Source organism: uncultured Fibrobacter sp. (genome assembly GCF_946062555.1).
Classification (GTDB): domain Bacteria; phylum Fibrobacterota; class Fibrobacteria; order Fibrobacterales; family Fibrobacteraceae; genus Fibrobacter.
In genome coordinates this window covers 1-13,004 of record NZ_CAMGVQ010000001.1, presented here as the reverse complement: position 1 = coordinate 13,004, position 13,004 = coordinate 1, and the positions used below count along the sequence as shown (strand labels likewise).

Genomic DNA, 13,004 nt, shown 5'->3' with positions numbered 1-13,004 from the left:
ATTCATCCAAGACAAATTAAGTCAGTACTTGAGCAAGCATACCGAACAGTTCCGACGAGATCACCGGCTTGGCAATCAGTCCTTTCATTCCCGCCCTGCTCGCACGCAAGCGGTCTTCATCAAAGACATTGGCAGTCAAGGCCAATATCGGTATATTCGCATTCCGTGGATTATCCAGCTTACGAATCTTCCGAGCCGTTTCAAATCCATCCATTCCGGGAAGACGCAGGTCCATCAAGATGACATCGAACGAGCCTACCGCAGAATAATCAATCCTTTGGACACACTCCGTTCCCGATTCCACACAAACGACCTTCATGCCCGCATCCTTCAGCATTTCTCCCACTATTTCGCAGGTTTTCGGGTCGTCATCGACCAAAAGAACATGCTTTCCGGCCAAATTCACATGGGGCACGTCACGGTTCGCCTTTGGGGCAACGGAAGCCACATTGGTCGTCTTAAGCGGAAGCGTCAAAACGACGCGAGTCCCCTCGCCCACACGGCTCGTCACCTTTACGGTCCCCTGCATCAGGTCCACTAGCTTTTTTACGATGCAGAGCCCAAGCCCCGTACCTTCCACGTTGCGAGTCAAGGCCGTCTGTTCGCGTTCGAACTCGTCAAAAATGCGAGGCATGAAATCTTCAGAAATTCCAACACCAGTATCTTCCACCACGATTTCGACATTGCACATGCCGGGAGTCTCGTGCGAGTAGTCCCTCAGCGAGATACGCACCAAGCCGTTTTCACGCGTAAACTTGATTGCGTTGCTCACCACATTCAGCAAGATCTGCTGGATTTTTACCTTGTCCGCATAGACATACTGGTTCTTGAAATTCCTGGACACCTGGAGAAGGATATTCTTCTGATGCGCAGCCTGTTCAAAGGTAGCTACAATCCAATTCGTCATTTCCAGCGTATACACAGACGTTTCGTTCAAAGTTTCTACGCCCGATTCGATACGGGCCATATTCAAGACTGAATTAATCAGGTCCAGGAGCAATTCGCCCGCATTGTGGATATTGTTCAGGTAGCGTTCGAATACGGCAGTCTCTTCTTTGGAAAGGTTCATATTCCAAAGTGTTTTCTTGGCCAGGGCCTCGTAACCAAGAACCGCGTTCATCGGCGTGCGGATATCGTGGCTCATATTGAACAGGAACTTTGACATCGCCCGGTCAGCCATACGCGCCTGGTCCAAAGCGCGGACAAGTTCCATCCGCTGTTCGTTCAACGCCTTGCGCTTTTCCAGTTCCGCTGACATGACATCGTCAATAACCTTGAACCCCATCACAAACTCCGGACGAGTCTTGGACGGTTTCACCAAATGAGCCTGGAGATAGTGAATCTTATCCTTGACAAAGATGCGGTATGTAATATCGAATCGTTCGTTTTTCAGGAATTCGCGACGAACATTTTCCAGATTTGCAATCCGTTCAAAAGAAGAACGGTCTTCGGAAAGGACCATTCTCTTTTGGTAAAGGGACAAGAATGAATCGTAACGGATTTCCTGGCCCGCAACTTCATGCAGCAAGTGCTCAATAGCCGGGTGAACCCTATAAGCCACCATTTTTCCCGTATCAAGGTTAATTTCAAAGGCGCTACCATACGACTCGGTCAAGGCATTGATGACATTCAGATGACGCCCTTCGTTTTCGGAGTGCAAGCGCCGATTCGTCCTATACACGGAATGCAGATAAAGAATAAAAAAGAGGGCAACGAGCAGAATGGCCGCTATCGCTCGGCTATTATTTTTCCACGAGAACTCCTTCAAGATATGGAACGGCACCATCTGGACAACGACCCACCCCGTATTCGAGACTCGCGCTACCCCCGCAACTGAATTGCCATATTCCGTAGAGAAACTAAAAGCATTCGTGGAGCCGGCCCTCGCCTTTTTCTTAAAGGTTTCAATGACATTCTGCGGTAGGAAATCCTGGGATTTCTTTTCAAACAGCTGACCGTAGACATCGTCATCCGTATTTGAAGCGACAATCTTCAAGTGTCGGTCACACACCAAAGCAACAATCCGTTCACCAAACAGCGTGTAATCCATCATGGAACGGATTTCAGTATTGCCCCCCAGGATTCCAGCTACAACCCCCACGACCGAATCGCGATAGAACAGAGGCGTATAAACTATTACCTGAGCTTCCGATGCGTATAGAGGGCGGTAGTCAACCCAAATTCCCGTTTCGCCACGAACACCCCGCTGGAAAAATTCACGGTCAGACACATCGAACGAAGAATCACCATACGCCGTATTCCAACCGTCGCCTCGAACATATTCGATTCTCGAGAACGGGGTCTCGGCAAGTTTCGACAGGAACAGCGAATCCGGATTGCGTAGCACAGGGCCATTCATTTGATGGGTCGCCATCAGAGAAACAAGCTTTATGCTGCTTTGCGCATAACGCATACTGTTTTCTAGTTCGGTGGCGACACTTTCCGCATTCTGCGCAATGGTGGTTTCAACCTGTTTAAAGAAGTAGACTCGAGAAAAAAAGGAGTACAGGCTGATTACGATAATCACTGCGACCGCCATCACGACCACCACAGGACTAGGAGCCATCCACTTTTTTAACTTAATCTTTTTCATGCATCCAAAAACAAGTCCAATTATAACAAAATTTTTACTAATATATAGGGCGTATGAAGGATTTGACCATCGAACACAAAGCCGAAAAGGAACGATGCATTCTCGTGGGGATCTCTACCCCCAAAGTACGCCCCTGGCTCGCCTCCGAGCAACTCGCCGAACTGGGCCGGCTCGCCGAGACCGCAGGCGCCGAGGTGGTGCAGAGTTTTTTGCAGCGGGTACAGAACTTTAGCCCGGCAACGCTCATTGGCGAAGGCAAGGTGAACGAGGTCAAGCACGCTCTAGAAGAACTGAACGCTAAGATGGTCGTGTTCGACGACGATCTCTCGGGCTCCCAAGTTCGAAACCTGGAACAACGCCTCCCCGGAATCAAGGTTCTCGACCGCACGGGGCTTATCCTGGACATTTTCGCGAAACACGCCGTCACGGCGGAAAGCCGCCTGATGGTTGAAGTGGCGCAGCTCCAGTACATGATGCCGCGCCTGACCGGTGCATGGACGCATCTTTGTCGCCAGCACAACGGCGGTATCGGCACCAAGGGCCCCGGCGAAACGCAGCTCGAAACGGACCGCCGCATGATCCGCAAGCGAATCCAGGAACTCAAAAAGAAGCTTGAAAAAATCGAGGACGCCCGCGAAAGCCAGGCCGAAAACCGTAACGACATTTTCCACATCGGCATCGTGGGCTACACGAACGCGGGCAAGTCTACGCTGACCAACCGCCTGACCGGCGCCGACGTGTATGTAGAAGACAAGTTGTTCGCCACCCTTGACAGCACCACGCGCAAGCTCTACCTCGACGGTGAAAACATCATTTTGTCAGACACCGTAGGCTTTATTCGTAAGCTTCCGCACAACTTAATCGAAACCTTCAAGAGCACGCTCGGCGTGGCCGCTCATGCGGACTGCATCCTGGAAGTTGTTGACGGTTCCGCCCCCGACTACCGGGAGCATCTGGAAGTCACCCACAAGACGCTGGAAGGCATCATCAGTTCCGAGACGCCACGTATTCGCGTATTCAACAAGGCCGAAATTTGCGACGAGGCCCGCCGCACGGAACTCCGCGAAAATTACCCCGAGGCCATCCAGGTGAGCGCCCGCGAAAACATCGGCATGGAACGCCTCCGAGAAACCTTCAAGGAACAGCTCGCCGCCTGGCACAAAAAGCGCGAAGCCTACGAACAGAAAGAGAAAGAACGCAGCGAAGCCCCGTGGAGAGAAACGGAGCACGCGCTAGACGGTTAATCCTCCAGGGTTTCGCCATCCACCACCCGCTTGAGCGGAAAATCGAATTGAATCGCCCGCGGAGTCTCAATTTTATCGAATTTAATCTGGTAGCAAAGGGCCTGTTCATCGACCTTGGCGACGCTCCCAAAGCCCATGATGCGGTGGAAAACGCGGTCGCCCACGGCAAATTCCGCGGCAGGAGCCTTTTTCACGAGGCCCAAAGTTTCGTCGCTGAAAAGTTCTCGGTTGCGGTCAGATTCAGCGATGTAGGCGCGAGCCTCCTGCAGCAGTTTTTCTGAAACACCGCGAACCACGTGGAGATCGGCCATATCCATTTCGAGCAGGAACCGCGACGGGTACCGGCTCGATTCTTCGCCGACACCGTCTTCGGCATCGCTCAGGAACAGCACATTTTCGGCGCGGGTGAGCGCCACATACGCAAGGCGTCGTTCCTCTTCCAGCTGCATCTTGTTCTCGATGCGCTTGACCGGGAAAAAGCCCTCGTTCATTCCACATACGAACACGTAGGGAAATTCCAGTCCCTTGGAATTGTGGATGGTCATCAGCTGCACACGGTCACGGTCGCCGTCGTTCTCGTCGGAGTTCGTAAACAGCACAATATTCTGCAAAAATTCGTCGAGCGTCGCATCTTCTTCGAGAAGGTTTTCAAATTCGAGCAGACCCTGTTTGAGTTCCGCAAGATTGTCGAGGCGGTTTTCATCGCCATCGAGGCGCAGCATCTCTTCGTAGCGGGATTCGCGCATGAGCCGCGTAAACACTTCGGTAATAGGCATTTCGCGGTACTTGAAACGGAACTTTTCAATGAGCGCGACGAACTCCACCACCTTGCTTTTCGCAAGGAAAGCCTTGCACTGCTCCGCACTCAGCGCAAAGGGTTTCGCAACCGCCGCATCCTTCGCCTGGGCAAGCGGCAAAGCTCCCGCCACAGAACATATCTGCAGCAAGGTTTCGTACAGCGACATTCCCTGTTCATCGGCAAGAGCCGCAAGTGCCGCCACCTTTTTCGGGCCGAACTGCCGCTTAGGCGTATTCACCGTACGCAAGAAAGCCATATCGTCGCCGTACACCAGCATACGCAAGTAGCAAATGGCATCCTTGATTTCGGCCCGCTGGTAAAAGCCTACGCCACTATAGACCTTGTACGGAATATCAGCGGTCATCAGCGCCTCTTCGACGGAGCGCGACTGCGCATGCATGCGGTATAGCACCGCGATATCCTTTTTCGCGACCCCATTCGCAATCGCTTCCTGAATGTTTTCAACAATCCACGAAGCCTCGTCGCGGGTATTTTTCGCGTGGCAGAACACGGGCGTCTTACCGCCGCTACGCATGGGACGCAGCACTTTCTCGATACGGAACTCGTTGTTCCTGATAACCGCATCGGGGAGTTTCAAGATGCTCGGCGTACTGCGGTAATTGTTCTGCAAAAGAATCGTTTTCGCATCCTTGTGCACCTTGTCGAATTCCAAGATGCGGTTCACATCGGCGCCACGCCAGCCGTAAATCGTCTGGTCCGGGTCGCCGACCACGAACAAATTATGATGGTAGCTCGAAAGGAGTTCAGCGAGCTGGTACTGCTGCAGGTCTATGTCCTGAAACTCGTCGACCATCACGTACATCATGCGTTCGCTCCACTTCTTGAGCTTTTCGGGGAAACGTTGCAATATGTACAGGGTCACCAATATCAAGTCATCAAAGTCAAGCGCAAAGTTCTTTTTCTGTTCATAAAGATAGCGGAAATAGACCTTATGCCACTTGTCAGGGGCATTTTCCACCATCTTGAGCAAGTCGTCGTTGGCCGAGGCCGAATCATGCCCCGCAAACCACTGCACATACGAGATATCGTTACCCTTGCGGCCGCCGATAAAGTCGATGGCACTGCTGATGCGCAAGTCCTTAAGCGAATAGCCAAGTTCCGTGTACGCTTTTTTTACAAGCGACTTCTGGTCTTCTTCGTCGAGAACAAGGAACTCCTTTGGGAACTGGAGCACGTGGATATCTTCGCGCAAAAGTCGAACGCAAAAGCTGTGGAAAGTCGAAATATAGCCCGAATCGTCGCCCTTCAGCATGGTGCGGATTCGTTTTTTCATCTCGAAGGCGGCCTTGTTCGAAAAAGTCGCACACAAGATGTTCGACGGCGAAATTCCAAACTCCTTGGCCAGGTACAGGTAACGGTGCGTGAGCGTCCGGGTCTTGCCGGAACCCGCCCCCGCAATCACGCGGATATAGCCTTCGGTCATCTCTACAGCGCACCTCTGTTCGTTATCGAGCCCATCCGTGATTGCCGAAACCGGTCCATTTATCAAGTCAAAATTACCCATCATAACCTATATATCGCCGTTTATCCCAAAATTATAAAATCTATTATGTAAATTTTTCTTCTTTTACTAAATTTGTGCACAATGGAAGGAAGGACTATTACTCTACCCGTAGCCCTTACCGCAACAAACAGCAAGGAATTGTTGCGGGAGTGTCGGCGCACGCTCTACAAGGAGCCGCTCAATCTCGACGGTTCTTCCCTCACGCGCATGGACTACAGCGGCGATGCGTTCTTTGCGCTCCTTGCCGACTTAAGCGAAAAGACCGGCAACAAGCTCACGCTCGCTCACTTCAACGAAGAAATCAAGGCGCAGCTCAGGGCACTCAAGAAAGAGAAAATTCCCGAAAAAGTCAAGACGGGCTATAGCAATTTCCTCGAAGCACTCGGCGCAAAGACCATCGTCATCGCCAAGGAAGTTGCCGAGGTGTTCATCCTCTTGAACATGAGCATCTACTGGATGATCTGCGGGCCTTTCGACAAAGGGCGCAGCAAGTTCGGCGGCACCGCCAAGCAGGTCTTTATGCTCGGCACCGAAGCCACGGGCATCTGCTTTCTGATGGTCGCCCTCATCTGCTTCACCATGGCGCTCCAGAGTTCGTTCATGCTCAAGGCCGTGGGCGGCGGTTCCTACCTCGCCTCGGGGCTTGGCTACCTAATCTTTGCAGAAATCAGCCCGCTACTCACCACCATTATCTTGGCGGGGCGTTCCGGCAGCTCCATTGCGGCAGAAATTGCGAACATGTCCGTCTGCGAAGAAATTAAGGCGATTAAGACCATGGCGATATCTCCGGTACAGTATCTGGTAGTCCCCCGCTTTATCGCCATGACCATCTGCACGCCGATCCTCGCCTTCTGCGCGGGCATTGCGGGTTGCCTCGCCGGATTCTTGATTGGCTACTTCTTCTTCGACATCTCGTTTGCAAACTATTTCCAGTCTATCCGCGACGGGATTCCCCCTATTCTTTTCTTGAAAAGCACTGTCAAGTCCATTGTATTCGGCTGGCTCGTGACACTGATTTCTTGCAATAAGGGTTTAAATGCCGAAGGCGGTGCAGAGGCGGTAGGCCTAGCCACCACCTCTAGCGTCGTGGTTTCGATTTCAGCCATTATCATCGCAGACTGTGCGTTCAGCTTTGCGTTCTACTAGGAGCAACAATGGAAGACATCACACTCAAAGTAGATCACCTGAAAGCCGGTTACGACGGAAAGACCATCTTGAACGACATCTCGTTCGACGTCAAGAAGGGCGAAATCCGCATGATTCTCGGGAGCTCCGGTTGCGGTAAATCGACGCTCATGAACAACATCCTCAAGCTCTACAAGTCCGAAAGTGGAACAATCACTTATTTCGGGAAACAGTTCGGAGCCAAGGAAGGTCTCGATTTCGAGACTCGCCTGCGTACGGGTGTGTTGTTCCAGAACGGGGCGCTCCTTTCGGACCTGACCGTAGCAGAAAACGCAATGCTCCCGCTGATTCGCAGCATGCCCTACATGCCCCGAAAACAAATGGAAGCGATTGTAGCCGACCGACTTGAAAAGGTCCACCTGCTGCACGCATTCCACAAGTACCCCTCCGAACTTTCGGGTGGCATGAAGCGTCGCGCAGCACTTGCCCGCGCCATAGCCCTTAAGCCGGAGTTGCTCTTTTGTGACGAACCCTCGACCGGCCTTGATCCGGTAACCGCACGTTCCCTTGACGAACTGCTACTGGAACTCCGCGACACGCTCGGAGTCTCGATGGTCATCGTGAGCCACGAACTCGAAAGCATAAAGATCGTCTGCGACCGCTTTATATACCTGAAAGACGGCTACGTGCTCATGGACGGGACCTTGCAGCAGGGGCTCGAAAGTGATGACCCGATTTTAAAGAACTTCTTCAACAGGCAATGCCCCAAAGAAGAAGACAACAACGAATATTATCATTTTAACTTTATAGACTGATCTGGAGTAACCATGGAAACCACGCGTGCCGAAAGAATCAAGATTGGTGCATTCATGCTCCTTTGCGGGATTATGATATGCATATTCTTGGGCTATGTGCTTTCGCGTTTTTTGAACAAGGAATACGACAACTACTATACGGTATTCTGCGAATCCGTTATCGGCCTTTACAAAGACGCTCAAGTCAAACTAAACGGAATCGATGTCGGCAACGTTACCGAAATCGCAATCGATTCTTCAAACCTAAACCAGGTCATCGTCCATTTCCGCGTGAACAAGGGGACCCCCATCAAGATTGGCACCCGCGCCGGCATGACGCATGGAATCTCCTTGACCGGAGAAAAGCAGATTGTACTTTCAGGCGGGCGCTTCGATGAACCCGATGTCGCCGAAGGCGGATACGTTCCCGCGGCAAAGACCGCATTCGACGCCATCGCCAACAAGGCAACCGATATCATAGGCCATGTCGATTCGCTGATGATTAACATCAACAACATATTCTCCGAAGAAAACACCCAAAGCATCAGCAATTCCCTCAAAAATGTTGAAAGCGCCACTTACAACCTGAACAAGCTTACCCAGAACTTAAATACACCTATCAACAACATCTCGAATGCGGCGAACTCAATGAAGAACGTTCTCGCTGAAATCGAGGAAGCCAAGATTGCCGCCAAGGCGGGCGAAAACCTGGATGTTCTCAAGGAAAAGCTCGAAGCCATCGACACCAAGGCGATGAACGAGAACCTGACGCAGGCGATGGAATCCATCAAGCAGCTCATGCAGCGGCTTGACCAGGTGGTGTACAAGAACCAGGACCAGGTGGGCGACGCCGTCGTGGAACTCAACGCAGTTCTCGAGAACCTCGAAGAATTTACGCAGAAAATCAAGAACAATCCGTCGGTGCTGATCCATTCGGAGAACAAGGCTAGGCGGAAATAAAACATTAGAACAAGGGCCCTGAGCTTGTCGAAGGGACTCAACGGTAAAATATGTTCAACACTCTTAAACCGGCAATCATTTTATCAGCAATCGCGCTCACGCTCACAGCCTGCCTGGGTGGCGGCTCCAGCGAACCCACCAAGTACTACACTATCGCTGTCGAAAGCATCAGCATGCCCTCGACCGGGGCTTTCGCCGACAAACGCCTGCAAGTGCGCAAGTTCACCATCGAGCCCGCCTACCAGCGCACCAACATCGTCTACCGCGAATCCGCCTACGACTTTATGTTCTACGACCTGGACCTGTGGGCCAGCCGCCCCGAACACATGATGACGCAAGTCGCAAGCGAATACCTCGCCAAGAGTGGCCTTTTCAAGAGCGTCGAGACCAAGGCAAACGGCAAGCCCGACTATGAACTCCTCGGAAACATCGTCGCCATCGAAGAAGTGGACGAAGGCTCCTCGCAGTACGCACGTCTCGCCGTGCAGCTCACCTTCCGCAAGACAGAAAGCGACGAAGCCCTCTGGGAAAAATCCTTCGACCAGAAAATGAGCATGGGCGACCGCGAACCGCGAACCACCGCCGAGACGGTATCGAAACTTTTTGGCAAAATTATGGAAGAAGCGCTTGGGGATATATCTCGCAAGCTCTAGAAATTTTCTCCGTTTTTAGACTCTTTTTTGTGATTTGTACCTATAAAAATGCTGTTTTTCACATTTTATAGGTACAAAACAATCCCGCAAGGCAAATTATATTGAACTTGTACCTATAAGCAATGTCAAAAGGCTAGTCTTATAGGTGCTTTTTTTGAGTCTTTGATATTAATTTATCTGTAAAACAAGAAAAACGTACCTATAAAAGGATTGATTTTCAAAACTTTATAGGTACGAAATAAAAAATTATTTTCCAGATACCTATAAAAAGAACTCGTCGCCCTATTTTATAGGTACCGAAATTACAAATTCCGCAATTACAGGTCCCGCAACGGACAAAGCTAGAGCCTGTCGCCGAACCTCGAAGTCGGCATTATCTAAAGCCAGTCGCCGAAACTCGAATCGCTGGGCATACGCCAGTCGGCACGCGGCGACAGGGAAATCGTTCCGACCTTCGGGCCGTCAGGAATACAGCTACGCTTGAACTGCTGTGTAAAGAAACGGCGCACGAATACGGCAAGCGCCTTTTCCAGTTCCTCGTCGCTATACTTCCCCGCAAAAGCATACTTCGCCAGGAACAACATCTTTTGCGGAGTCGCACCGTACTTGGCAAAATGATACAGGTAAAAGTCATGGATTTCGTAGGAGCCCAGAATACTTTCGGTCTTCTGCGCAATCTGTCCGTTGGCATCGGCAGGTAACAGTTCCGGCGAGACCGGGGTATCAAGAATATCGCGGAGAACCAGGGAAAGTTCATCGGCAGTCTTTTCGTCGGCAATGAAGTTCCTCGCACGTTCCGCATACCAGCCCACCACGTGGCGCACCAGCGTCTTCGGGATATCGCAGTTTACCGCATACATCGACATATGGTCGGCATTGTAGGTGCTCCAGCCAAGCGCAATTTCGGAAAGGTCACCCGTTCCCACCACGATACCGCCTTCCTTGTTCGCGATATCCATCAGGATCTGGGTGCGTTCACGGGCCTGCACATTTTCGTAGGTCACGTTGAGCGTATTCGGGTCGTGGCCGATGTCCGCAAAATGCTGCATACACGCCTTCTGGATATCGATCGTGCGAAGTTCCACGCCCAACAGTTCCGCCATCGTAACAGCGTTGTTCTTGGTGCGTTTCGTCGTTCCGAAGCCCGGCATCGTGAGCACGAGAATTTCGCTTGCAGGGCGTTTCAGCAACTTGAATGTTTCCGAAATCACGAGCAATGCCAGCGTCGAATCGAGCCCGCCGCTAAGCCCCACGACAGCACGTTTGGTATGCGAAGCCTCGATGCGTTTCGCAAGCCCCGCACACTGGATATTGAAAATTTCCTTGCAGTTCTGGTCACGGGTTTCGGCATTCCCCGGAACAAACGGAGTTGGAGCCACGAAACGGTACTTGAGGCTCTCCATCGAGCGCAGCCCATCGAAACTCGCCGCACACGCATAAAATTCGCGGCTATCGAAATCCTGGAACGAGCCTTCGCTCAATCGCTGCATGTTCAGGCGTTCCACGTCGATATCGGCGTAGATGATTTCAGATTCGCGGCTGTAATTTTTCGTCTCGGCAAGCATCGTTCCGTTTTCAGCAATCATCAGGTGACCGCTAAAGACCATGTCCGTCGTCGATTCGTGCACCCCCGCCGAAGCATACACATAGGCGGCCATACAACGGGCCGACTGGTTCATCACCAGGTTGCGGCGATAGTCGCCCTTGCCCACCAAGGCGTCACTTGCGGAAAGGTTCACAATCACATTCGCTCCGGCCAGGGCAAGTTCACCGCTCGGAGGCACAGGCGTCCACAAGTCTTCGCAGAGTTCCACGCCGACACGTACCTCGGAGCCCTCGCCATTCACCGTAAAGAAATTCGTCACCGGCACATCGCCAAACCCTTCGACTCGGCAAATCGGCGCAGTCCCTGCCGCACCGCCACGCAACAAGTCGCGGCCACTCGAGAAATGACGTTTTTCGTAGAACTCGCGCTGGTTCGGCAAATGAATCTTGGGCGTCACCGCCACAAGCTTACCCTTCTGCACAAAGGCGGCGCAGTTGTAGAGGCAACCGAACATACGAAGCGGAAGCCCCACCGCAATCACCGTATCGCTATCCGCAAAAGCCTTCGCAATCTCCGAAAGCGATTCCAGGCTCTTTTTAAGCAACAGTTCCTGATGGAACAGGTCACTGCAGGTGTACCCCGTAATGCAGAGTTCGGGGAACACGACAAAGACCGCTCCCCCGTCAATCGCCTCGCGGGCGCAACGGATAATTTCAGCCGTATTGTAGGCAGTATCGGCGACTTTCAGCGTCGGGCAAACAGATGCGAATCGGTAAAATCCAAACATAACCTAAATATAGATTAGTTCGGGGATAAACAATATGTAGACAAACAAAATTTAGCTATTGGCGTAGCAAAATCATCTTAGCAGGCGAATAATTAGAACGATATTTTCTTGAAACTAATGAGCCTTACATAAAATCTACCTAAATGTGATTTCTGCCAAAATGTGTATGCCGTCGGTTTTCATCGAACTTTGAGCACCCAAATATAAATCAATGCCATAACTTTTTCCCCAAGAAGAATCGGTTCCGACCATAACGGACTTCAGCTCTGTACTTTGATAATTGCATGCAAAAATGCCTTGACATAAGCTATCATAAATTCTATGAGTACTACAATAAGGGCACTCAATTGAAATTTTAGAAGTCCCATTTTCCGGCATCTTTATTTCTACGGAATCTCCCTTGTAAGTGTAGGAATGGATTATTTCGGAAAGGTCGATATCATACGACTTTTCAACATTGTTCTTGTCAAAAAGCGAAAAGCGGACATGTTCGTCAGAATCTAGGACATCGTAAAAATTGTCACTCATGTGAATTTTGTCAGATGTTTTTTCTGCTATATATTTGTATTCATAATTTGAATAGCATTCACTACGAGAATTTGAATCAAATTTTTTTCCAGGTACTGAACGATTGCTGAGTAAAACAAGATCCGTCTTTTGCACATCTTGATTATTCCGGTGCGGCGGAGCCGCCAGTCCGGAAAAATGGGAGCCACCATTCCAGACCTAGAGAGCCACCTATTTATAGTTCTTTTGTTTGGTCAAATTCAGCGTGTTGTTGTCGCGCGGGATTTCATAAGCCTGTTCGCGCGAGCCGCCTGCCTACAAGCAGCTTAGAGGCACACGCAATGCTGTGAACAGCAGTTTCTGGTTTTATCCAGCCATAAGCAGCCCCCATTAAGAGGGCCGGCTCTCTTTCTTCGGAACCCTGGCTCTCTGACACCGGACTCGTGGCTCAACATACCCCGGAATAATCAC

General features: G+C 51.1%; 9 protein-coding genes. 5 read left to right on the top strand and 4 right to left on the bottom strand.

Annotated features, from left to right (window positions below; translation table 11 throughout):
* Nucleotides 1-16: 16 nt before the first annotated feature.
* Entirely contained in the window at nt 17-2,593 is a 2,577-nt protein-coding gene (locus Q0P86_RS00045; RefSeq protein ID WP_295036564.1) for a hybrid sensor histidine kinase/response regulator, read from the bottom strand.
* A 53-nt stretch (nt 2,594-2,646) separates the two neighbouring features.
* On the opposite strand from Q0P86_RS00045, the gene hflX reads away from it, so the two are divergent.
* On the top strand, nt 2,647-3,837 hold the full coding sequence (gene hflX, locus Q0P86_RS00040; RefSeq protein WP_290991170.1) for a GTPase HflX: 1,191 nt from the start codon (nt 2,647-2,649) through the stop codon (nt 3,835-3,837).
* Here hflX and Q0P86_RS00035 read toward each other — a convergent pair.
* On the bottom strand, nt 3,834-6,164 hold the full coding sequence (locus Q0P86_RS00035) for an ATP-dependent helicase (RefSeq protein WP_295036562.1): 2,331 nt from the start codon (nt 6,162-6,164) through the stop codon (nt 3,834-3,836). The two genes, hflX and Q0P86_RS00035, sit on opposite strands and share 4 nt — an antisense overlap.
* Before the next feature lie 78 nt (nt 6,165-6,242).
* Between Q0P86_RS00035 and Q0P86_RS00030 the strand changes: the two genes are divergently transcribed.
* Genes Q0P86_RS00030 through Q0P86_RS00015 form a run of 4 tightly spaced genes read left to right on the top strand, consistent with a single transcriptional unit; the run spans nt 6,243 to nt 9,693 of the window.
* Complete coding sequence (locus tag Q0P86_RS00030) at nt 6,243-7,307, top strand: ABC transporter permease (RefSeq protein WP_290991174.1); 1,065 nt, start codon at nt 6,243-6,245, stop codon at nt 7,305-7,307.
* An 8-nt stretch (nt 7,308-7,315) separates the two neighbouring features.
* Nucleotides 7,316-8,101: an ABC transporter ATP-binding protein gene (locus Q0P86_RS00025; protein WP_290991176.1), complete on the top strand. Its 786-nt coding sequence runs from the start codon at nt 7,316-7,318 to the stop codon at nt 8,099-8,101.
* Nucleotides 8,102-8,113: 12 nt separating this feature from the next.
* Nucleotides 8,114-9,040, top strand: a complete 927-nt coding sequence (locus Q0P86_RS00020) for an MlaD family protein (RefSeq protein ID WP_295036559.1) — start codon at nt 8,114-8,116, stop codon at nt 9,038-9,040.
* Between the two features lie 50 nt (nt 9,041-9,090).
* On the top strand, nt 9,091-9,693 hold the full coding sequence (locus Q0P86_RS00015) for an ABC-type transport auxiliary lipoprotein family protein (RefSeq protein WP_294986097.1): 603 nt from the start codon (nt 9,091-9,093) through the stop codon (nt 9,691-9,693).
* Nucleotides 9,694-10,070: 377 nt separating this feature from the next.
* Here Q0P86_RS00015 and Q0P86_RS00010 read toward each other — a convergent pair whose 3' ends face one another.
* Entirely contained in the window at nt 10,071-12,026 is a 1,956-nt protein-coding gene (locus tag Q0P86_RS00010) for an NAD(+) synthase (RefSeq protein WP_290991182.1), read from the bottom strand.
* 135 nt (nt 12,027-12,161) lie between these two features.
* Nucleotides 12,162-12,689 (bottom strand): hypothetical protein, encoded by a 528-nt coding sequence (locus tag Q0P86_RS00005; protein ID WP_295036555.1) that lies wholly within the window; start codon nt 12,687-12,689, stop codon nt 12,162-12,164.
* Between the last annotated feature and the right edge of the window lie 315 nt (nt 12,690-13,004).